The organism is Williamsia sp. D3, from assembly GCF_000506245.1.
Classification (GTDB): Bacteria; Actinomycetota; Actinomycetes; order Mycobacteriales; family Mycobacteriaceae; genus Williamsia; species Williamsia muralis.
Genome location: NZ_AYTE01000047.1, coordinates 70558 through 93404, shown reverse-complemented (window position 1 = coordinate 93404; position 22847 = coordinate 70558). Strand labels below are relative to the sequence as shown.

Here is a 22847-nt window from a genome sequence, read left to right as displayed (position 1 = left end):
CGAGTCAGATCGTAAATGCGAGGTTGCCGAGCACAGCATCTGCGAGGTCGGAATCGCCGGTCACCTCGACGGCCGACGGATCAGCACTTGTCCGTCCACCGATCAGACGGGCGAGATCTGCGATGCCGAGGCGCAGCACCAAGGTGGGTTCCTCGGCGAACTCAGGGACCATTGCCGCTCGGCCGTCGACGGCAATGTTCACTGTTCTGGGAGTCAGGCCGGTGATGTCGAAGCGCACCCGACTGCCTGTCGGTGCCCCCGCCTTCTCTCCGACGAGGTAGGGCAGAGATTGGGTGATCTCGTCGGCGGCGAACCGCGCACTGACTGCATCATCCGGCGCAGGCAGTCCGAGGGTGTCGCGCACGTCCAGTTCATGCATCCAGCAGTCGAAGACCCGGATCCGCATGAATCTGCCATAGGTGTCCGGCCCTGCCGGGGTGAATGAGTCGGCGTCGAAGTCGTCTTGGGTTGCCGCGTCGAGGGCGGCAGTGCGGCGCTTGATGGCGTCGCCGAAGTCAGCCATCGTGGTGGCCCTCCCCTGTGCGCGGTAGTGCACCAGCCACCGCTCGTTCATTGCCGCGATGTCGTTACGAACGTGCGGATAGGCGGTGACGTCGGCCTCGACCACGGGCTCCGGATCACCGAGAAGCATCAACTCCGTGGTGAACACGTGGGTCACGATGTCCCCCACCGACCACCCCGGCAGCGTCGAGGGGTGCTTCCACTGGTCGTCGGTCAACGAGTCGGCCAATCGGTGCACAGACGCCCAGACCGCGGTGAGCGCTTCGATCGCGGGTTCCCTGGGCACAATGGTTCGGCTCATGGTTGGTGACATTACGGATGCCACCGGTCCGAGTCGCCAGGATTCGGCCGATGGGCGGGGCCGAACTGTGCACGAACCCGCGCGCGCCTAGAATTCGTGAAATGACCAATGACAAGAATTTGCATACGCAGATCACCGACCTGATCGCGCAGGAGAAAGAACTGCGTGACCAGGTGTCCAACGGCGAGATCAGCCCCGACGACGAGCGTTCGCAGCTCAGCGACATCGAGGTTCAGCTCGACCAGTGCTGGGATCTGCTCCGCCAGCGCGACGCCCTCCGTCGGGCGGGCAAAGACCCTGACGACGCCGAAGTCCGTCCGCCGAATGTGGTCGAGGGTTATCTCAACTGAGTTGGTAAGTTTGTCGGGTCCGCCCTCGTAGCTCAGTGGATAGAGCACCGCTCTCCTAAAGCGGGTGTCGCAGGTTCGATTCCTGCCGGGGGCACTTCCTGTGCCCGACGTTCGAGATGTCAGACCCGCAGGGCCAGCGACACCACCAGCCGCGACGCCTGATCGCCGAGGTCGAGTCCGGTCACCTCCTGGGCTCGCCGAACCCGGTATCGCAGCGTGTTCGGATGCACGTGCATGGTGGCGGCAGCTGTGCGCACGTCGCCGAACGCATCCAGGTAGGCGCGGACGCTGGCCACCAGGTCGGAGCCGTGGGTGCGGTCGTAGTCCCTCAGTCGGCCCACTCTCGGGTCGACGAGATCCGGGTTGTCGGCGAGCAGTCCGACGATCTCGCCGAGCAAGACGCCGGTGCGCGACTCCGCGACGGTGGTCACCACGTCGATCAACGCGCCTTCCCGCGATGCCGCGTCCAGGACCCGGTCGATCTCGGTCCGCAGGCCCGGCACCGCCGCCAGACCAGCGGGCGAATCGGCAATGACTCCCCGGATCGGCATGGCGAACCGGCGGTCGGCCGCTGCCACCGTGCTCTGCACCCAGCGCACCGTCGATGCTCCGCCGTCCGTGTCCGGCAAGATGACGTACACCCTCTCACCGACCGCGGCAGTCACTGAATCCGGACGAAAAGCGCTGGCGTGCAGCGTGACTGCCGGCAGATAGGCGGCAACGGAATCCGTCGGCAACTGTGCGGGAAACCGACGTGCCAAACCGACGACGGTAGCGGGGCCTGAACGCGGAATGTTCAGGGCGTCGGCGAGATACGGGATGTCGACGGTGTCACCGCGCAGGCCCAGCAGCCGTTGCACCTGTTCGGCATGCACGGAAGGGACCGCTGCAGCGCGGGAGATGATGCGAGCGGCCACGGCTGCAGCGCCGGCGATCACGTCGCCGGAATCGGGCGACAGTTCGGCCTTTCCCTGCTGGAGCCACAAGGTCCCGAGATACTCACTGCCTCTTGGGGTTCTGATGCCCACGGCAATTCTTGGTCGCAGCCCGAGGTCGTCGCGAGCCGCCACCGACACCACGTCTGGCCCCGCTCTCAGAGCAGTGAACACGCCCCACTGACGAAGCCAGTCGAGCATCTCCGGTGGGCCCTCCCGGCCGAGGATCGACAACCGGCGAAGGGCATCGGCTTGTTCATCAGATGAGCTGTACGCCAACACATGTGAGCCCGCATCCTCGATGCTGACAAGTCCGCCGGTCCGATCTGCGACCGCCTGCGCGAGAGCAAACAAATCACCCGCCGTGCCGCTTGCCATCGATTCCGAGGACTCGGCACGAGCGTGGTCGAGGACCCGCCCGATCAAGTTGTAGATCCGTTCCCACCGCGCATGCGGATCCACCGCGACCACAGCGATACCAGCGGACACCGCGCGCCGGGTGACGTCCCCGTCCGGCGCCTTGAGCAGGATGGCCGTCGGAGCATGGCTGCCGAGACTCGCCAACCACGCCATCACCTGCGCTGGCGTGACACCGACGAGCAGGGCCAACTCGGCCGCTCTGGCCCCGCGTCCCACCCCGAGGTGCAGGTCATCCGCGTCGAGCAGGGAGGCTGCGGTCACCGGGCAGTCGAGTCCTTCGGGCGCCTCCACCAGCGTGACGAGCGTTCCGTCGAGTGCCAGAAGCAACCGCCCGAGTGTCACGGCCCCGCGACCATCGGTATCTGCCATCGGCACCCCTTGTTCGATCGGCCCAAGAACTCACTTCATCTTAGTCCGATCGGCCATATCGCCGGGCCGTTGATGGCGCTGTAGTTTAGGACATGGACGCCATCACCACACCCCCACCTGCCCACAACGAACCCGTGCACACCTATGCCCCCGGATCTCCGGAACGCTCCCGGATCGTGGCCACCCTGGCCGAGATGAGCGCCGCCGACCCGATCGAACTCCCCCACGTCATCGGCGGCACACATGCCAGCGGTTCAGGCGCCGCGATCGCGGTGGTCCAGCCACACGCGCACCACGAGGTGCTGGGCACACTGACAAACGCGACCACACACGATGCGCGCAGAGCGGTCGACGCTGCGCTCGCCGCCGCGCCGGACTGGGCGGCAACATCTTTCGACGAACGCGCAACCATTTTGCTCCGGGCTGCGGACCTCCTGTCGGGACCTTGGCGCGAGAAGATCGCCGCCGCAACGATGCTCGGGCAGTCGAAGAGCGTGCAGCAGGCCGAGATCGATGCGCCGTGCGAGCTCGTCGACTTCTGGCGGTTCAATGTCGGGTTCGCTCGCGAGATCCTGGCCGAGCAACCCGTCTCCAGCCCTGGGGTGTGGAACCGGCTCGATCATCGCCCACTCGAGGGCTTTGTCTACGCCATCACCCCGTTCAACTTCACCGCGATCGCCGCGAATCTACCGACCGCACCGATGCTCATGGGCAACACGGTGGTCTGGAAGCCGTCACCGACGCAGACCTACGCCGCGTATATGACCATGCAGCTACTCGAAGCCGCAGGCCTTCCCCCGGGTGTCATCAATATGGTCACCGGCGACGGCATCGCCGTGTCAGACGTCGCGTTGGCCGACGAGAACCTCGCAGGCATCCACTTCACAGGCTCAACCGCCACATTCCAGAATCTGTGGCGGGAAGTCGGAAGCAATATCCAGCGCTATCGCGCCTACCCCCGACTCGTCGGCGAGACGGGAGGCAAAGACTTTGTCGTGGCGCATGATTCGGCCGACCCCGACGTTCTGCGCACAGCGTTGATCCGCGGCGCGTTCGAATATCAGGGCCAGAAGTGCTCGGCAGCCTCGCGCGCGTACATCCCGAGGTCGGTGTGGGACAAGATGGGCGACGATTTCTTGCAAGAAGCCAATGCCCTCTCATACGGCGATGTCCGCGACCTCGCCAACTTCGGCGGCGCAGTCATCGACAGACGCGCTTTCGACAAGGCGGTCAACGCAATCGAACGGGCGAAGTCGGTTCCGTCGTTGACGATCGCGGCGGGCGGTGACTACAACGACGCAGAGGGATACTTCGTACGCCCGACGGTGCTGCTCAGTGACGACCCCGCCGACGAGGCTTTCCACAAGGAGTACTTCGCTCCCATCCTCGCGGTGCACGTCTATGACGACGGACAATTCGATTCTGTTGTACAGGAGATCAATTCATCGGCGAGCTACGCACTGACCGGGGCGGTGATCGCCGACGACCGGACTGCCGTCGAAGCCGCGATGACAGGGTTGCGCAACGCGGCGGGCAACTTCTACGTCAACGACAAACCCACCGGCGCCGTGGTCGGGCAACAGCCGTTCGGTGGAGGGCGCGCCTCGGGCACCAACGACAAGGCGGGGTCGAAGCAGAACCTGATGCGCTGGACGTCAACACGCACCATCAAGGAGACCTTCGTCCCGGCGACGTCGGCGGGGTACCCGCACATGGAGCGCGACGACGCCGGGCGCGGTGAGTGACATGACCGGGATGACCGCGGGTGCAGCACGCACCATCATCATGGCTGCCGCCTCCAGCGACCGGATCAAGCGAACCGCTGAACGAGTCCCGGTGACCCGGAACGTGGTGTCGCGCTTTGTTGCCGGCGAGTCCCATCGTGAGGTGATGGAGGCCGGGGTCGGGCTGTTGAACTCTGGTCGGATGATCTCTATCGACCACCTCGGTGAGGACACCACCGATGAAGCCCAAGCCGACGCGACTGTCCAGGCGTACCTGAGGTTGATCGGAATGTTGGGCGACCACACCGAGTCGGTCGCCGGCGCGCATCCGGTGGAGGTGTCACTCAAGCTGTCGGCGCTCGGCCGCGCCTTGCCTCGGCACGGGGAGAAGATCGCACTGGAGAACGCCCACCGGATCGCATCCGCAGCAGAGGACGCGGGAGTGTGGGTGACCGTCGACGCCGAGGACCACACCACCACTGACTCGACATTGCGGATTGTCCGTGAACTACGTGCCGACTTTCCGGCCCTGGGAACGGTCCTCCAGTCGTACCTGCACCGGACCGAGGACGATTGCCATGAGTTCTCGGCACCTGGCTCGCGGATCCGGCTCTGCAAGGGCGCCTACGCCGAACCTGCCGAGGTGGCGTTCCAACGCAAGACCGACGTCGATGCGGCGTATGAACGCTGCTTGCAGGTGCTGATGAATGGGCAGGGATACCCCATGGTGGCCAGTCATGATCCGGCCATCATCGCCGCCGCCGCGGCCATGGCCGCCGACGCCGGACGCGCCACCGACGACTGGGAACACCAGATGCTCTACGGGATCCGGAGCGCCGAACAACTCCGTCTCGTCGGCGACGGACGTCGAGTCCGTGTCTACGTTCCCTTCGGGTCGCAGTGGTACGGCTATTTCATGCGCCGCCTGGCCGAACGCCCGGCGAACGTGGCCTTCTTCCTCCGAGCGTTGGTGTCTCGGGGGTAGGTCGGTTCTATCGGCTGGAGTCGGAGGATGTGCGTCCCGTGGGTGCAAACCCTCCGACATCAGCCACATCCTCCGGTTGCAACCGGAGTAACTCACCACAATCGGAGGATCTGCGCCGCGAGCAACCAACCGCGACAAACGAACCCGCCGCCCGCAAGCCACAGCCGGAGGATGAGGCCCCGTCCCCGCAAACCCTCCGGCTCCAGCCACATCCTCCGGTTGCAACCGGAGTAACTCACCACAGTCGGAGGATGTGGCCCCTCAACCGGGGATTACGCCACCTCGGATGAGCGCGGATCGCAGTTTCGCGTGCAGGCGACCTGGATTGAGGAGGTCATCCCACGACCACCGGACCACCACGATTCCGATGGCGCGCAGCCGATCCTCGCGTAACTTCTCGCGGTACACCGCGTCCTCGGGCCGCTCATTTTCCGCAAGGGTCCCGAGATACTTGATTCGACCGTCGAACTCGCCGACGACCTTTCCATCCCAGTCGAAATCCGTTCGGCCGATCAGTCCGTCGGCATCGAAGAACTCCGTCTGCAACGTCGGCGTCGGGATGTCTTTCCAACCGGCCATCAAGGCTCGACTGACCGATTCACCAACGGATTCCGCGTCCCCGTCAGCCGTCAGTAATGCGCGACGAAACATCCCGATACCGGCGGCGTGTGGGGTTCGCGCCGCGATGGTGTGTAGCTCGGCCAGCGTCACGCCCGACCTCAGGGCATCGTCCAATGCGGCAACGGCCTGTTCAAACGTTCCCGCCCGCGCCACATCACATGCCGTCACTGCTCGGCTGGTCACTCGAATACCGTCGATGAGCACGATGTCGGTGTCGGCAAGGAGGGCATGGTGGACGTGAACGTCGCCCTCCCGCTTGCCCTTGGTCCGCGCAATCAAGTGGACGTATCGCTGGTCCGGTCGAAAGAGCTGCATCCGATGACACACCGCTGCCGACTGATGGCTCACGACACGAACTCTCGAACGCCCGGCAACCGCGATCACGCGCCGGCGGTACTCGTCGTCCTGCGACAGCGCCACGCCCCCAGGCGCCGACACACCGCGGACAACCGGCTGGATGATCCCGGCCCGCCGTGCCGCTCTCAGCTGCGAGTCGCTGCCGAACCCACCTTCGACCACTGTCTTTCGCCGGATGAGCCCGAATTCCGATGACTGCATCTACCCATCGTCGTTGCCCCCCGCCGACCAGGTACCGTCGAAAAAGGGCCTTCTGTGGATAGTTTCGAGTGTGTGCACAGGTCCACACCCTCCGACATCAGCCACATCCTCCGACTGCAGCCGGAGGAACTCACCAAAGTCGGAGGAAGTGCAGACACACCTCTGCACACCACCCCAACCACCACACCCTCCGACATCAGCCACACCCTCCGACTGCAACCGGAGGAACTCACCAAAGTCGGAGGGAGTGCTAAACCACCCCCGACAACTCAGTACCCGATGAACCGGTCGGTGTGCAGACGCCACGGCTGCCAGCGTAAGGCGGGTTCGGCGCGAATCAGCATGGGCTTGAGCGCAGAGAGCATCATCGGCGGGCCAGAGAGGTAATAGTGCGCGCCGGGGCGCGCGACAGCAGCGACGTCATCAACACTCACCAATCCCCCGACCACGGTGATCACCTGGGCTCCACGTGCGCGCGCCGCATCCAGCACATCGCCGTACACGAGCCGGTCCTCAGAGTTTGCGGCGTAGATCAGCGAGACCTGGGTGAGGTCGGTGTCGCCGCGCGCCGTGAGGTCGGCGAGCATCGACCGAAACGGCGTGATACCGATACCGCCGGCGATGAACACCATGGGAGAGCGCAGGTTTCGTGGCAGCGTGAAGTCGCCGCCGACCTCGTCGACGTACAGTCGGCGCCCCGCACCGTCTTCGATGAGACGCCGCTTGAACTCCGAGGGACGGCCGCTGACGGTGAATCCGAAGCGGGTGGTGCCCTCCCCCGGCGCTCCTGCCAGGGACAGAACCCTACGCGTGCCCTGTTTTTCGGGTGCAGGACTCCATGTCGGATCAGAGATCTGGGCCCATTGCCCGGGCCGGAACCGCAACCCTGGTGAGGCCAGCACCTCGTATGTGTCGGTGCCGATCGGCTGCACGGACTCGACCTCGAGTATGTGCCGTCGCCACTGCCGCCCGACGACAAATGTGAACAGGCTACCGGCCAGCAGCGCGATCTCCGGTACGAACTCCAACGTGTACTCGGACGTGATCTCGAGGGACTGATTCCAGTACATCAACACGGCAACGAGAGCCGCATAGACGAGCGTGGGGATGCGACTGGTCGGCGACGTCAAGGGTTCGGTCAGCATGATGGCCGCCACGAAGAGAAGTGGCGTGGACTGGAATCCGAGCTGCAGCGCGTCGCCCACGGGTGTGCCGTTGTCGGCCGCGACCACGATCATCGTCAAGACGGCCACCACCAGGAACACCCCGACGAGCCACCACTCGCGCAGCTTCCACACCACCGCTACACCGACGACGATCATTGCGACCATCAACGGTTCGGCTGCAATCCACCAGACCGGGTACAGGAACGGCCCGACCGAGAAGTACGCGAACAGATAGCTCACCACCGCGCCGGCCACTGCCGGGTTCACGATATGTCGACGACGCACGGCGACAACATATTTGGAGGCGCTGGCGATCGCGGCCGCGAGAACGAGTCCCCATGCACTGTCGGTGTCGGTGAGCCCGGGAAAGATGAAGAACAGGATCATGGCGGTGATCATCCACGACTCGCTACCCGGCGGCACCCGCACGATGGCGGCGCAGAGGTATGTCACGGCGGCACAGACGGCCACGAGAATGGCCAGTGATCCGAGCAGTTCGGTTGCTGTGTAGGCGAAGTTGGCGCCGGACGCGGCGACGATGATTGCGTAGGCCGCCAGGATCGCCAACGCGATCAACACGAACCGGTACATCGACAATCGGTCCACGGCGCGGACGATCTTCATAGGAAAAGCTCCAGTTCTCTGGCGTGCGAATGTTCGACCGTGCCGTTGGCGCGCACCACAACGTACTCGAACTCAAAGTGGCTCAACAGCTTCTGGGCGGGAGTGAAGAACAGCGCCGTGGACAGTCCGTCGGCGATCATGGTGTCGTCGGCGATCACCCAGGTCGCCAGCACCTCACGGGTCGGCGCTGACGTGACGGGATCGACGATGTGATGCCAATCGGCCCACGCGCGGCGGTTGCCCGCGGAGCCACAGATCGCGTTGTTCTCGATGACCACCGTGCCGATGGCCTTGGTCGGGTCGGTGGGGTGTTCCAGCGCGATGCGATGAGGTGCGGCACCGGCCCTGATGTCACCGCTCCCGTTGACCAGGTACTCCTCGAAGCCCGCCGCTTTCACCAGTGCGCTGACGCGGTCCACCGCGAATCCCTTACCGGTGGCCCCGACATCCAGCAGGCACGGAGACCGTACCTCCAGCTGACCCTGCCACCCGCCCAGTACGTCGTCCCAGGCTGGCACGGTCGCAATCGTCTCGCCCGGCTGCAAGGTGTACTCGGCGTCGTATCCGGCGTCTGCCAGGGTTTGTCCGACCATGGGCGTCACCATCGCGCCGGTCAGTTCGTACAGCGTGCGGTGCAGGTCGAGCAATGGCTGGTCAGACGGCTCCACCGGGTAGGTGCCGGGCGCGCGGGCAATCGAGGCGACCATCGAGTCGGGCCGGAACCGAGACCAGGTGCGGTCGATGCGGTCGAGTTCACCGAGGACCGAGGCCTGCAACACTTCGGGCATGGCCTGCGACAGGGTGATGTCCCAAGCCGTGCCTAGTGCGGTGAACACCCACTCATTCGAATCGGTCACGACAAGGCGGGTGTCGATCAGGCCGCGGCGTCGGTCTTGATCTGGTCGATGGCGTCGTTGAAGCCCCCCGACGTCAGAGAGGATCCGGACACCTTGCTGACGTCGAGTTCGTCGATGCTCTTGCCGACAACCAGCGCGTCGATGCCGCTCTTGAACTTGCCCTGGAAGTCGGCCGAGGTGCCCTTGGTCTGGCTGGTGTCCACCGACAGCGCGGTGATCACCGAGTTGGACAGGGTGACGGTGACGCCGAGTTGCTGTTCGCCGCCGGGTGATTGGTAGGAGCCGACGGCGGTGTATTCGCCGTTCTTGTAAGCCGAGGTGGCTGCTTCGTTCTGTACTGCGCTGGTGTCGGCAGCGGTGCTGTTGGCCGCCGCGGTCGTGGAGCTTGCCGCGGTGCTGCTTCCGTCGTCGCCACAGGCGGCGATGGCCGCTCCCGCTGCTGCAATGACTGCAGCGACCTTGCCCGCGTTGACGATTCGGCTGTTGTGGAATGAAGTCGATGTCGAGGTCATGGCTCCATACTGCCGCCTCAGGGTCGACCGTGGTCCGTTTCAGGGGCCTTTGACAGCAGACTCTCAGATCTCAGCCGGCTTTAAGCGGACTCGTTGTAGAACTGAATTTTTTACCGTCCAGCTGCGGCGATCCGCGCCGCGACCGCGTCGATGAACACGTTCGAGATGTCGGCGGGCGTCTCTGCAACGTAGCTGCTTCCGCCGGTGGCGTCCGCAATCTGTTTGAGTGATTCGGCGTCGGCATCCTCGGTGATGCCGATGGTGAGGATGAGCACCGGTCGGGCCGGATCCTCGAGCCGTTTCAGCTCGGCCAGCAAACCCTGGAGGCTGATCGAGTTGTCGTCCTCGTTCTGGCCGTCGGTCAGGAGGATGACGCTGTTCGAATAGTTGGGGTCATAACTGTCCTGGACCTCCTTGAACGCCGCCAGCGTCGTGTCGTAGAGCCCGGTGGCGCCGCCCACCCGACCCGGAAGCGTCACGATCTGCGACTCCAGATATTTGCGATGGGTCTGACCATCGGCATCAACGGTGTCGAGGCGTTCGATGGGAGCGATCGGCAGCCAGTCCTGAGCCGGCCCACCCATGTCGATGGAGAACAGCCACGCACCCAGTGCCGAATTGTTCGGGAAGATCTTCAGGCCGTTCTGGCTGGCCTCCACGAGCATCTCGGCCCGGGTTGACGTGCCCGCCGGTTCACGCATCGAACCGGACGCGTCTTCCACCACCAGCGTGCGAATCGGCACTCCGAGAACTGCCCACTGCCTGAGCGCTTTCTCTTCCTGCGCAGGGTCTTTGAGCGTCAGCACCTTCACCGCACCCACGCCCCCTTCCGGCGACGGCGCGTCGATGGCCGTTCGGAATCCGGCGGTGGTCAGCGCTTTCGCGCCGTCCTCGGACGTGATGTGTTCGGCCAGTTGTTCACCCGCTGCGGCCACGATCTCTTTCCGCGCTGCCGACGCGGTGTTGAGCATCGGATAGTCGAGAATCATGGTCCCGTCGGCGGGGATCGCGGCTCGCAGACCACTGTTTCCGCTGGTGTTCTGGAACTCGATGAAGTGCTGCTCGCTGACCACTGTCGGCGACTCGCTGCCTGCGGCAACCTGCAGCCGGTCGACATCGGAGTCGCCCCCGATGCGGGCGTTGCCCTGCTGCAGAGCCAGCAGGGTCATTCCATCGGTGAACTGCTTGCGGTCGATGGCGCCGGCCTGTTCGGCCGCAAGCGCTCCGACGATCGGCGCGTCGCCGGTGCTGGAGTCGATGGGGTTGCCGAGGCGCAGGCCGGGCAGCTTCATGACGTCGACCCAATTCGTCAGGGCCGCAACATCTTTACCTGCCACCACCACCGGACTGGCCGCAACGGATTCGGCGATCACGTCGCGCTGCACGCGGGCCTGGTCGGTGATCTTACGGGCGCGAGCCTGCGAATCGGCGATCCACAGGTCGGGCGCCTGATCACCCTTGGTGAGCTGGCCGGCAACGTTGGCACCGCTGACCGCAGCCACATTGAAGTCGTAACACGAGTCGGCCGATGCCTCGGCCGCCAGGGGCTTGAGGGTCGCAGCCATCGACGGATCGGCGATCACCGACACCGCTTCACGCGAGTCACAGTCGCTGCCGGACGACGCCCAGACCGTCCGCCAGAGAATCAGCCCGGCCACCAACACCGCGACGACAACCAGCGCAAGAAGCGCCCAGCGGGCGCCGCCGCCCCGACCGCCGTTTCGGCCCTCGCTGAATCCGAAGTCGTCATCGGCCCTGCTATCGACCCCATGTCGACCCATGCGTCACCCACCCTGTTGTTTCGAGGTTCGCCGGATTCTATCCACAGCGAATCAGGAACCAACACCCCAGATGGTGGCGGGCAGACGCCAGACCCGGCTCGCCTTCAGGTCTGGCGAACGGCTCTACGGTCGGGAGTAAAGATCGCGAAAGTTCTTGAGTGATTGGTTGATCTCGCCTTTGAGGATCTTCGCGGTACTGCGAATGATCAACGACATCATCGGCGATCCGGTCAGGTTCACCTCGAGTCCAACCTTTGACCCACTCTTGGCGGGCTCCACGGTCAGTGTCAGGGTGACCGTGACGCCCCCCTTGCCGTCGCCCTTCAGGTCCACCCGGCGGGCCGGATCGAACTCATCCACCACCCAGTCGAAACGAAGCTTGGCATTCTTGGCCGCGATGACCGAAGACACCTTCGTGCCCTTCTGGATCTCGTCGGGGCTGGGCAACTCGCTACGCCAGCCATCGTGCAGAGTGAGCCACTCGCCATACCGCGACAGATCGAGCACATGCGCCCACGCGTCTTCCGGGGACTGGTTCACGTCGATCGAATCTTTGACCTTTGCCATAGGTGCGACGTTAGCGCTCCGACACCGGCAACCGGTGGACCGTAGCCATCGGTGTCATGCCGGGCAGGTGTCCGGGGCGGGTTCACCAGCGAAGCGATCGCCGATCCAGTCGACCGTCGGGCCTGTCACACCGAGATTGGTGTGCCCGCCGTCGGGCTTGCGAACCACCTCGATGACGTCGCCGCCGGCACACGCACGCAGCACTGCTGCAGCGGTCCATGCGGGCAAGATGATCGAGTCCTGGTCGCCGAATGCGACGAAGAGCGGTCCGGCTGCCCGGCCCGCAGGCAACGCGTCTTGCTTCAGGATCGTGCGGATGCGGTCCACTGCCTCCTGATCGGCGACGGCCGCGTCTCCAGGGGCCACGCTCATCGCCGCGCTGAATCGGTCCACCAAGAATGTGGGACCGCAGGATGTGAAGACGTCGGCGTTGTCGGCCAGCCCTCCGCGTATGTAGTCGTCCGCGTCGAAATCGGGGTACACCTCCCTCAACCCCGCGATGAGGTTGGGGATGAAGATTTTCTGAGCGTCGGTGTACGCCATCTCGGTTCCGGCGTCGGTGATCGGCGAGAGGTCGGCAGCAGGTGCCAATGCGGCCGCCCCGACAAACTCGAGACCCTGGCCGTAGTCGTCTGCGTAGTCGGCCGACGCCCACGCGGCCTGGCCGCCCTGTGAGGCACCCATCGCCGCCCACCGATCGGAGGTGTCCGGAACGAGATTCCGAGCGGCACGCACGGCATCGATCATGTTGTAGGCGATCGTCTTCGGTTCGAGATACGGGTGGCCAGGCGCATCCTTCACCCACGTACCCAGCCCCTGATAGTCACTGGCCGCCACCACGTATCCGCGCCCGACCAGTCGAGTGATGGCACCGTCTTCGCCGAGAAGGTCGGGATAGTCCGACGGACCGCAACTCTCGTCGGTACCTGTTGTTCCGTGACCGAAGGCGACGATCGGCCAGCCACCCGCAGGCGGCTCTCCGTTCGGGACGGCGACCACTCCGGACACCTCGGTGCCGAACCCGCCCTGATATCCGGCGGTCGAGCGATAGATGACACGGGTCACCTCTGCCACATCGCTCAGAGAGGAACTCGCCTGGAAAGGCATCTGCTCGACGATGTCGCCGCGCTCGCCGGGCGCCGGAGCCGGCGGACGATCCGAATCCGGGGCCGGAACAGACGACGACTGGACAGACGCCAGCGGCGAGGACGCGGCCGTTCGACCGTCGTCCTCGCCGCTGGCGCACGCGCTCACCGACAGCAGCACAATCACTGCTGCCGGGATCGCCTTACCGAGGAGGCTGATGACCTGGGTTCTGGTGGCCGGGGTTGTTCCCGTCCTGCGCGAACTTCCGGGCAGCATCTGCACCCTTTCGGATCTGGTTCGAGTACTTGCCCTTGGTGGCCTTGTTGACCGCGCTGGCGCCCTGGTCGATGAGTTTGGTGTTCTTGCTCAGCGTGGACTTGCCCTTGTTGACCAAATTCTTGAAATCCATGCCACTCCTATCTCCGGATCGCCGATGCTCTCACGCCGGCGATCTTTGCTCTTGCGGATTCGATTTAACTTTACTAAACCACGCCGCAATTGTCGGGTTCAGTCGCCACAGCACTTCCACAGCAACGATACCGATCGCCGATGCAATGACTGCAATTCCGGTTTTGCTCCAGTCAGTCGGGTCGAGTTTGAACAGCTCTTGCGTGAACGGCAACGAGAAGATCAGCACATACGCCAGCGCCGAGCTGACCAGCAGCACAACCTTCCACCAGTGTACGGTCGCGCGACCACCGCGAGCACCCACAACGCGATCGCGATGAGCGTGATCAGGGCCGTCGTGGCCGCCTGCGTCTGCTCCGGGGTCATCTCGACCGAGTCCTTGCTACCGAGCGCAACTCCCTCCCCGCCGGGATAGACCAGTGCGTACGCCACGAACGTGCACACGGCGATCACGATGCCGGACGGAATGGCCAGACGCAGCACCCTGCCGACAAAGCCGCCGCGAGCACGTTCGTTGTTGGGTGCCAGCGAGAGGACAAACGCCGGCACACCGATGGTGAACCACGCGGAGATCGTGACGTGGATGGGCTGGAACGGGTAGGAGATGGGCGTGAAGCCGAACAGTTCCCCGGCCACCCCGGCGATCCCGATCATCAACGCCAGCAGCACCGCGTACACAGTCTTGGTCAGGAACAGGTTGGAGACGCGTTCGATGTTGCCGATGACCCGCCTGCCCTCGCCGACCACGTAGGGCAGCGTGGCGAACTTGTTGTCGAGCAAGACGATCTGGGCCACCGACCGGCTGGCCGAACTACCCGAGCCCATCGCCACACCGATGTCGGCGTCTTTGAGGGCCAGGACGTCGTTGACGCCGTCGCCGGTCATCGCGACGGTGTTGCCACGGCCCTGCAACGCACCCACCATCGCGCGTTTCTGGTCGGGTCGTACGCGACCGAAGGTGGTGTGGCCGTCGAGGACGTCGGCGAGCTCGTCCTGGTCGGTCGGCAGACTCCGCGCATCGACGGCGTCGTCAACGGTTCCCAGGCCCAGCGAACCCGCCACCGCGCCCACCGACACGGCGTTGTCACCAGAGATCACCTTCACCGCGACGTGCTGGGATGCGAAGTAGTCCAATGTCTCGCGGGCGTCGGGACGAACGCGTTGCTCCAGTGCGATGAGTGCCCGTGGCACAACGTGTCCCGGAGCGGACAGGCCGTCGTCGGTGGGAGTGTCTACCGGCTGATCGGTGGAGGCGAGTAGCAGGACCCGCAATCCTTCCGAGCCCAATTCCGTTGCGCGGGCCGCGGTCTCGCTCGCCGGATCGAGCAACATGTCGGGGGCGCCGAGCAACCAGTTGCCCTGGCCCTGGGCGGTCGTGGTGTCCTGGAACGAGATCCCGCTCCACTTCTTCGCCGACGTGAACGGCGCGATGTGGGTCACCGACCACTCCGGCGCGACGGGGTAGGCCTCGGCCATCGCCTGCACACTGGCGTTGGGGCGTGGGTCGTGCGCCGCGAGGGCGGCCAGGGCCTCTTCGAGCTGGGCGCGATCGTCGCCGAGCGGAACCAGTTGCGCCAGCCGCATACCGTTCTCGGTGAGCGTGCCGGTCTTGTCCGCACACACCACGTTGACCCGGGCGAGGCCCTCGATGGCCGGCAACTCGTTTACCAGACATTGTCGACGACCCAACCGCACGACCCCGACGGCGAAGGCGATCGACGTCATCAGCACCAGGCCCTCGGGAACCATCGGCACCAGCGCGGCGACCATGCCCAAAAGGGCTGCCTTGATGCCGTTTTCACTGATGAACAGCTGGTTGACGATTGTCAGCAGCCCAGCCGGGATCAGAAGCCAGGTGATGATCCGGAGAATCTTGTCGATCCCGTTGCGGAGTTCTGAGTTGACGAGGGTGAACTTGCTGGCTTCCTCGGCGAGCTGCGCCGCGTACGCGTCGCGGCCGACCTTGGTCGCCCGATAGGCACCCGACCCCGACACCACGAAGCTGCCGGACAGGATCGGATCACCCACCGACTTGAAGACGGCGTCGGCCTCACCGGTCAGCAACGATTCGTCGACGTCGAGTGCTCCCGCCTCCACGGTCTCTCCGTCGACGACGATCTGGTCTCCGGGCCCCAATTCGATGATGTCGCCGAGCACCACCTCGCTCGGCGCGATCTCGGCGGCCACCCCATCCCGGCGCACCATGGGCCGGGTCTGCCCGACGATCGCGAGCGCATCGAGTGTTCGCTTGGCCCGGATCTCCTGGATGATGCCGATGCCGCTGTTGGCGATGATCAGTAAACCGAAGGCGCCGTTGATGATCGAGCCGGTGGTCATCACGATGATGAACAGCACACCCAAGATGGCGTTGATGCGGGTGAGGACATTGGCGCGAACGATGTCGAGGACACTGCGACCCGAGCGGTCCGGCAAGACGTTGACCTGGCCGGCGGCGACGCGTTCGGCCACCTGCGCGGCGGTCAGGCCTGGGGTGGCGTGTGTTTCGCCGAGCGTGGTCACGCTGCGCCTTCCCACCAGGACTGGGTGTCGAATCCGTGGCCGGACCGCGACGGTACGTCGAAACGCGCACCGGGCATCGGCGTGATCACGGGGATGTGTTCGCTCTGAGCGGCGGGCAGCAGACGTTGGACCGGGTCAGCCCATTCATGCAGAGCCAGATTGAAGGTGCCCCAATGAATCGGCAGCAGCAACGACTCGGACAGATTGGCGCGATTGAGCATTCGGTGCACTCTCACCGCCTCTTCCGGATTGAGGTGGATGTCGGGCCACAGCCGGTCGTAGGCGCCGATCGCGATCAGGGACAGCCCGAACGGACCGTGGTCGGTGCCGACTTGCTCGAACGCATCGGTGATTCCGGTGTCGCCGGAGAAGAAGAAGTTGTGTCGAGGTCCGGCGACCGCCCAACTGGCCCACTGGGTGGTGTTGCGCTGCAGCCCGCGTCCCGAGAAGTGGCGTGCGGGAGTGCAATTGAAGGTCAGCTCGCCGATCGTGATCGAGTCACCCCAGTCAGCCTCGTGAATACGTTCGGGGCTGATGCCCCAGTACTCGAGGTGCGCCCCGACGCCGATGGGAGCGACAAACGCGGCCTCGGGATGGGTGGCCGCGAGTTTGCGAACAGTGGCCGTATCGAGATGGTCGTAGTGGTCATGACTGATGAGCACCACATCCAGCGCGGGCAGATCCGCCAGCGCGTGGGGTACCGGGTGCATACGCGCCGGTCCCACCAGACTCGACGGTGAGCACCGTTTGCTCCAGACGGGGTCGGTGAGGATGCGGTATCCGTCCAGTTCCACGAGCACCGACGCGTGCCCCATCCAGGTCGCCGCCAGCTCGGCTGCGACATCAGGCAGAGGCGTCACATCGAACTCCAGCGGTCGCCGCGGCTTGCCGATGTCGCCGCGACGGAGCATTGCCAGCGCGGCTGCCCGATCCCCTTGCACGGGTGTCGGCGGCTCCACGTTTCCGAAGTTGCCGCCGGTTTGATGCGGCGAATGGCTGATGTGGGATAGCACAAGGTCTTTGGGTGCACCCATCGCTCGGAACACCTCGGACCCGGCGCCGACGCCGGCCGCGGTGAGCGCTACGCCAGCTGTTGCCGCACTGGTCAGAAGCCTTGGACCGGTCATGAGATTGGGAAGACGCACCACGGAAGCACACACTACCGGCCATGTTGGGTGGTTGACCGGGACCGACCTTGCCTCTCCCCGCCCCACTCCCCTCGACCGGCTGTAACAGGGGCACCGTCGGAGGGTTTACAACCCGGAATATCCAGGGGTATACCTGACTTATATAGACCATAGTCAGACAACAGGAGGCCGCAATGAGTTCGATCGTCGACGCTGTCATCGTCGGGGCAGTCAGGACCCCGATCGGTAAGGGCAAATCAAACGGTGCGCTCCACGGCGTGCATCCGGTGGACATGTTGGCCCACAGCCTCACGTCCCTGGTGGAACAGACCGGCATCGATCCGGCCCTGATCGACGACGTGATCACCGGAAACGTCACACAGGCCGACGAGCAGGGCCAGAACATCAGCCGCAATGCGGTGCTCGCCGCGGGCTTCCCCGAGACCGTTCCGGCCACCACCGTGAACCGCCAATGCGGGTCGAGCCAGCAGGCCATCTCCTTCGCAGCACAGGCCGTGATGTCTGGTGTGCAGGACATCGTGGTCGCCGCGGGCGTGGAGTCGATGAGCCGCGTACCGATGTTGTCCGATGTCCGAGACGGGGCAAACCCATTCGGTGAAGCGCTCTTGCGCCGCTACCCAGAAGGGTTCATCCCCCAGGGGTACAGCGCAGAACTGATCGCGGCGGACTGGGGTTTCTCGCGCACCGAGCTCGACGAGTTCTCGATCGCCAGCCACGAGAAGGCCGCCGAGGCCACCAAGGCCGGCCGATTCGAGCGAGAGATCGCTCCCCTCGCGGGCGTGTCGACCGACGAGATGATCCGACCCGGCGGCACCGTTGAGCAATTGGCCGGACTCAAGGCCGCGTTCTACAACCCGGCCATGAAAGAACGGTTCCCGCAGATCGACTGGCGGATCACGGCGGCGAACTCGAGCCCACTCTCCGATGGCAGCGCCGCGGTACTGATCATGAGCAGCGCCAAGGCCAAGGAACTGGGCCTGCGGCCGCTGGCCCGATTGCACAGCTTCTCCGTGGTGGGCTCCGACCCGATCTACATGCTCACGGGTGTCATACCAGCGACGCAGAAGGTCCTCAAGAGAGCGGGTCTGCAGATCTCGGACATCGATCTGTTCGAGGTCAACGAAGCCTTCGCACCCGTGGTGCTGGCCTGGGCCAAGGACACGGGGGCCGATCTCGGCAAGACCAACGTCAACGGCGGCGCGATCGCACTCGGCCATCCCCTCGGGGCCAGCGGAGCACGCATCATGACAACCCTGGTCAACGCACTCGAGCAGACCGGCGGCCGCTACGGACTGCAGACGATGTGTGAGGCCGGTGGGCTCGCCAACGCGACGATCATCGAACGGCTCTGAACTCGGTTGTCGACCATCAACGCATGACGCGCCACCCCCACCTGGGTGGCGCGTCTTTGCGCAACTGGACCGTGCGGGTGACCCGCACACTAGGCTGGGACGGGTGTCCGATGATGTTGTCCTCGCCGTCGACTTCGGTGGAACCAAGGTCGAAGCCGCGTGGGTCGATTCCTCCGGGCAGGTGTTCGAGGCGGGACGCAATCGCGCACCCACCGGGCCCGATGCCACCAGCTCCGAACTCGAAGAAAGCGTTGTGCGCGTCGTCGACACTGCACTCGCGCAGATTCCGGCCGGTACACGGGTGGTCGGCGTGGGCATTGCCGCCGCAGGGCCCGTCGACGAGGACAACGGGACCGTCTCCCCCATCAACCTGCCCCGGTGGCGTCGTCATCCACTTCGACAACTGATCAGCGATCGTCTCCCGGATCCGCTGCGCGACATCCCCGTTCACCTGCATCGCGACGGCGTGGCGATCGTGTTGGCTGCGCAGTGGCTCGGCAACGCGATCGGTGCCCGCAATCTGATGGGCATGGTGCTCTCCACCGGTATCGGCGGGGGTTTCATCGTCGACGGTCGTGTGCTCGCCGGCAACAGCGGCCATATCGGACAGATTCAGGTGTCAGGGTTCACGGGCGAGGTCAGCATCGGCAGCCGGACAACCCTCGAGTCGGTGGCATCCGGACCCCATGCGGTGGCGTGGGCCCGCGCTCAGGGGTGGACCGGCGAGTCGGGAGAAGACCTGGCCGCGTCATATCGCGACGGCGACGACATCGCCTACAGCGCGGTGCTCCGGGTATCAGAGGCTGTGGGCCAGGCGATCTGCAGTGCCGCGGCGCTGGTCGAGCTCGATACCGTGGCCATCGGCGGCGGATTCTCGCGAGTGACTCCCGATCTGCTGCCGCTGATCCAATCGGTGGTCAATCGCCATCCGCTGCAATACATCTCGCGGGTCAAGATCCTGGACGCCGGACTGCCGGAAGACGCGCCGCTCGCCGGGGCAGCGGCGCTGATCTACCGGCGCGACATGGTCGGACTTCCGTGAACCCGGCGGATCAACCTGCCAGCGACCGACTGATCACCAGCCGCTGAATCTGGTTGGTGCCCTCGAAGATCTGTGTGATCTTGGCCTCGCGCATCAACCGTTCGACCCGGAAGTCCTTGGTATAGCCGTAGCCGCCGAACACCTGAACGGCATCGGTGGTCACCTTCATCGCCGCATCGGTGGCGACCAGCTTGGCCACCGATGCGTTGCGCGAGTACGGCAACCCGGCATCGCGGCGCCGCGCTGCATCCAGGTATGTCGCCCGGGCCGAGTCGACCGCTGCAGCCATGTCTGCCAGGAGGAACCCGAGCCCTTGGTGGTCGATGATCTTCTTGCCGAATGTCTTTCGTTCTTTCGCGTACGCCACCGCCTCATCAAGCGCCGCCTGGGCGATTCCGACTGCCACCGCAGCGATACCCAACCGTCCGGAATCGAGTGCACTGAAGGCGATCTGCAGCCCCTGGCCCTCCGCGCCGATGCGCCGCTCCTCCGGGATGAAGGCGGAATCGTAGTGCGCCGACGTGGTCGGAACGGCCGAGAGGCCCATCTTCTCTTCGGGTTTGCCGAAGGTCAGTCCGTCGGTGCCGTCCGGGACGAGGAAGCAGGAGATTCCTTTGGAACCCTCGCCGGTACGCGCGAAGAGGTTGTAGAAGTCGGCGATCCCGCCGTGTGTGATCCACGCCTTCGCGCCGGTGATCCGGTAGCCCCCGTCAGCGACCACCGCCTTGCAGTTGAGCGCTGCCGCATCTGATCCGGCCTGCGGCTCCGACAGGCTGTACGCCCCGATCTGATCGCCGCTGAGCATTCCTGGCAGCCATCGCTTCTTCTGCTCGTCGGTTCCGAACGCCATCAAGGGATGACAGGCCAGCGAGTGCACGCTCACCGCGACGGCAACTGCCGCCCATCTGGCGGCGATCTCCTCGAGCACCTGCAGGTAGACCTCGTACGGCTGGCCGCCACCACCCCACTCCTCGGGGTACGGAAGGCTCAGCAGCCCGGTCTGTCCCAGCACCGTGAATGCCTCAGCCGGGTACTTCTCGGCCTTCTCGTACTCATCGGCGATCGGCTTGAGGGTCTTGTCGGCGACATCGCCTGCCAATTGCACCAGGTCGCGGGCTTCGTCGGTGGGCAGCAGCCGGTCCACGGGCATGGGTGTCTCCTCGGTCGGACGGGCGCGACAGTACTGGAAGCCGCGCTTGAGTACTGCCGACAGTACTAGATTCACTTCGCCAGTACTATCGACGCATGGCCACACCCGCTGCGCCGACCCACGCCACCGCCCGCCGCGCCGAGTTGTTCCACGAACTGGCGGCACTGTTCCTCGCCGACGGTTTCGCGCATCTCACGCTGGACCAGATCGCCGCGCAACTACGCTGCTCCAAATCCACCCTCTACACACTCGCGGGCAGCAAGGACGATCTGGTGCGAGCGGTCACCGTCGACTTCTTCCGGTCGGCCACGGCCGAGGTGGAACAAGCACTGGTCGGCATCACCGGCACCAAGGCGCGGTTGACCGCGTACCTCACCGCCGTGGGAGCGGCGCTCAGCCGCGCGAGTGAGACCTTCATGGAAGATCTCGCCGCCTTCGCGCCGGCTCGAGAACTGTACGAGCAGAACACGCGTGCCGCCGCGGGCCGAGTCCGCGAACTCATCAACGAAGGGGTTGCCACCGGGGACGTACGTGATGTGCACGCCGACTTCGTCGCCGATGTCGCCACCTCGGCGATGGTTCGAATCCAGCAGCGGGGCGTGAAAGCTGCTGTCGGGCTTGATGATTCTCAGGCGTACCTCGAACTCGCCCACCTCCTGACCGAGGGAATCGGGCGTTGATCTGCGCTGGCGCTGATCAGACGGTGGCGTCGTGGTGGGCGATGGTGAACGCAGCCAGCACAACCGCGATCACCACTCCGACCGCAGTGTCCAGCACCCGGTCGACGGCGACCTCGGGCGCAAGTCCGGCGCCGAGAGCGGTCAGCATCAGCGCCATCGGCGTGACCAGTAGCGAACACAGTGCGTAATTGACGGTGACCAGTGTCTCGGCGAGCACTTGCAGAACGGCGATGAGAACAACCGCGCCCCAGTAGCCGATCGGCAGTGCCAGCAATCCAGCGGCGATCGCAGCGCCCCCGACGTTCCCGAGCAGTCGCTGGACTCCCCTGGTGACGGTCAGGTGGTAGTTGACGCCCTGCAGCGTGGCAACGGCACCCATGGCCGCCCACATCGGATGCTGCAGACCGGCCGCCGCGACGATGCCGGCCGCGACACCGCCGGCCACGACGATCCGAAGCGACCGCGACAGCAGCTCCGTGTCCCCGATCCGATTCAACTCCTGAACCAGGGAGGCGCGAGCGGGTGACGGGTGGGGCTGTGGACGTTCACGCCGAACCCACATCACAAGCCACGGCGCAAGCGAGGCGACCACGCCCACCACCGCGCCGATCACCGCGGCGGTCGACGCTTTCCAGACGTCGTCGGCGCTGTCGGCAAAATCTGCGGCGCCAGCCGCAGCGAAGACCATCACGACCGGGCCGGGGCCGACCACCCGTAACGCTCCCAGTATCAGCGCGGCGAAACCTGCGGCGAGTGCGATGGCCACCACCTCTCCGGCGAGAGATACCCCCGCTGCCCCCAGCGCCGCACCGAATGCGACGTACCCGGTGACCATCACCCCCGTCACCACCAGTCGGGGCAGACGAAGCCGAAAAGGATCGGGGCGACAGAAGGCCGAGGTGAGGGCACCCAGCGCGGCGAATCCCGCGACGTCTCGGTGGCCCGTGAGCCCACCGACAACCAGCACCAAGGCCACCGCCAGTCCCACCCGGACTGCCGAAGCAATCGCAGTGTTGCCGGTCTCGACGGTGACCACGGCGGACCGCCAGGTCTGCGGATCAACCGAGTGCAGCAGCGCCGACCTGCTCCGGTGGACACGGTCGATGACGGGAACGGTAAGAGGCACCAAAGTAATTTATCACTATTTTACTAGTGAACTAAATACCTGG

19 protein-coding genes, 1 tRNA gene and 1 pseudogene are annotated in these 22847 nt (G+C 65.1%); 7 read left to right on the top strand and 14 right to left on the bottom strand.

Annotation, left to right across the window (positions count from 1 at the left end):
* Positions 1-4: 4 nt before the first annotated feature.
* A complete protein-coding gene (locus W823_RS53720) occupies positions 5-823 on the bottom strand; it encodes a maleylpyruvate isomerase family mycothiol-dependent enzyme (RefSeq protein ID WP_031333459.1) in 819 nt (272 codons plus the stop codon).
* Between the two features lie 101 nt (positions 824-924).
* Between W823_RS53720 and W823_RS53715 the strand changes: the two genes are divergently transcribed.
* Together W823_RS53715 and W823_RS53710 are read left to right on the top strand one after the other, a co-directional pair.
* The gene (locus tag W823_RS53715) at positions 925-1173 is read left to right on the top strand and encodes a DUF2630 family protein (RefSeq protein WP_023962624.1); all 249 of its coding nucleotides are present in this window, start codon (positions 925-927) and stop codon (positions 1171-1173) included.
* Positions 1174-1194: 21 nt separating this feature from the next.
* A tRNA-Arg gene (locus W823_RS53710) sits at positions 1195-1267 on the top strand.
* 25 nt (positions 1268-1292) lie between these two features.
* Here the strand turns inward: W823_RS53710 and W823_RS53705 are convergent.
* On the bottom strand, positions 1293-2897 hold the full coding sequence (locus W823_RS53705; RefSeq protein ID WP_023962622.1) for a CdaR family transcriptional regulator: 1605 nt from the start codon (positions 2895-2897) through the stop codon (positions 1293-1295).
* A gap of 92 nt (positions 2898-2989) precedes the next feature.
* Between W823_RS53705 and pruA the strand changes: the two genes are divergently transcribed.
* Entirely contained in the window at positions 2990-4642 is a 1653-nt protein-coding gene (gene pruA, locus W823_RS53700) for an L-glutamate gamma-semialdehyde dehydrogenase (RefSeq protein WP_023962619.1), read from the top strand.
* Position 4643: 1 nt separating this feature from the next.
* Positions 4644-5606, top strand: coding sequence for a proline dehydrogenase family protein (locus W823_RS53695; protein ID WP_023962617.1), 963 nt, complete (start codon positions 4644-4646; stop codon positions 5604-5606).
* Positions 5607-5867: 261 nt separating this feature from the next.
* On the opposite strand, the gene W823_RS53690 is transcribed toward W823_RS53695, so the two are convergent.
* The 10 genes and pseudogenes from W823_RS53690 to W823_RS53645 all read right to left on the bottom strand — a co-directional run bounded on the left by W823_RS53690 (position 5868) and on the right by W823_RS53645 (position 17433).
* Positions 5868-6785 carry a hypothetical protein gene (locus W823_RS53690; RefSeq protein ID WP_023962614.1) on the bottom strand — a complete coding sequence of 306 codons (918 nt, stop codon included), beginning with the start codon at positions 6783-6785 and terminating at the stop codon, positions 5868-5870.
* A gap of 269 nt (positions 6786-7054) precedes the next feature.
* Positions 7055-8575: an oxidoreductase gene (locus tag W823_RS53685; protein ID WP_023962612.1), complete on the bottom strand. Its 1521-nt coding sequence runs from the start codon at positions 8573-8575 to the stop codon at positions 7055-7057.
* Positions 8572-9432: an FAD:protein FMN transferase gene (locus W823_RS53680; RefSeq protein WP_023962610.1), complete on the bottom strand. Its 861-nt coding sequence runs from the start codon at positions 9430-9432 to the stop codon at positions 8572-8574. The genes W823_RS53685 and W823_RS53680 overlap by 4 nt, the downstream gene beginning before the upstream one ends.
* 17 nt (positions 9433-9449) lie before the next feature.
* Positions 9450-9944, bottom strand: a complete 495-nt coding sequence (locus W823_RS53675) for an FMN-binding protein (protein ID WP_023962608.1) — start codon at positions 9942-9944, stop codon at positions 9450-9452.
* Positions 9945-10054: 110 nt separating this feature from the next.
* Complete coding sequence (locus W823_RS53670) at positions 10055-11725, bottom strand: substrate-binding domain-containing protein (RefSeq protein ID WP_023962606.1); 1671 nt, start codon at positions 11723-11725, stop codon at positions 10055-10057.
* Positions 11726-11848: 123 nt separating this feature from the next.
* Positions 11849-12292: an SRPBCC family protein gene (locus tag W823_RS53665; protein WP_023962603.1), complete on the bottom strand. Its 444-nt coding sequence runs from the start codon at positions 12290-12292 to the stop codon at positions 11849-11851.
* 54 nt (positions 12293-12346) lie between these two features.
* Entirely contained in the window at positions 12347-13564 is a 1218-nt protein-coding gene (locus W823_RS53660) for a lipase (protein WP_023962601.1), read from the bottom strand.
* Between the two features lie 16 nt (positions 13565-13580).
* Entirely contained in the window at positions 13581-13787 is a 207-nt protein-coding gene (locus tag W823_RS53655) for an antitoxin (protein ID WP_023962599.1), read from the bottom strand.
* A gap of 30 nt (positions 13788-13817) precedes the next feature.
* Positions 13818-16306 (bottom strand): annotated as a pseudogene (locus W823_RS53650) (HAD-IC family P-type ATPase).
* Positions 16303-17433 carry an MBL fold metallo-hydrolase gene (locus W823_RS53645; RefSeq protein WP_031333453.1) on the bottom strand — a complete coding sequence of 377 codons (1131 nt, stop codon included), beginning with the start codon at positions 17431-17433 and terminating at the stop codon, positions 16303-16305. The pseudogene W823_RS53650 and the gene W823_RS53645 overlap by 4 nt, the downstream one beginning before the upstream one ends.
* A gap of 194 nt (positions 17434-17627) precedes the next feature.
* Between W823_RS53645 and W823_RS53640 the strand changes: the two genes are divergently transcribed.
* On the top strand, positions 17628-18806 hold the full coding sequence (locus W823_RS53640) for a thiolase family protein (RefSeq protein ID WP_023962595.1): 1179 nt from the start codon (positions 17628-17630) through the stop codon (positions 18804-18806).
* 103 nt (positions 18807-18909) lie between these two features.
* Positions 18910-19848, top strand: a complete 939-nt coding sequence (locus W823_RS53635; protein WP_023962593.1) for an ROK family protein — start codon at positions 18910-18912, stop codon at positions 19846-19848.
* Positions 19849-19858: 10 nt separating this feature from the next.
* Here the strand turns inward: W823_RS53635 and W823_RS53630 are convergent, their stop codons facing one another.
* Positions 19859-20998 (bottom strand): acyl-CoA dehydrogenase family protein, encoded by a 1140-nt coding sequence (locus W823_RS53630; protein WP_023962591.1) that lies wholly within the window; start codon positions 20996-20998, stop codon positions 19859-19861.
* A gap of 95 nt (positions 20999-21093) precedes the next feature.
* Between W823_RS53630 and W823_RS53625 the strand changes: the two genes are divergently transcribed.
* Entirely contained in the window at positions 21094-21678 is a 585-nt protein-coding gene (locus tag W823_RS53625) for a TetR/AcrR family transcriptional regulator (protein ID WP_023962589.1), read from the top strand.
* Positions 21679-21694: 16 nt separating this feature from the next.
* On the opposite strand, the gene W823_RS53620 is transcribed toward W823_RS53625, so the two are convergent.
* Positions 21695-22804: an FUSC family protein gene (locus W823_RS53620; RefSeq protein ID WP_023962587.1), complete on the bottom strand. Its 1110-nt coding sequence runs from the start codon at positions 22802-22804 to the stop codon at positions 21695-21697.
* Positions 22805-22847 lie beyond the last annotated feature (43 nt).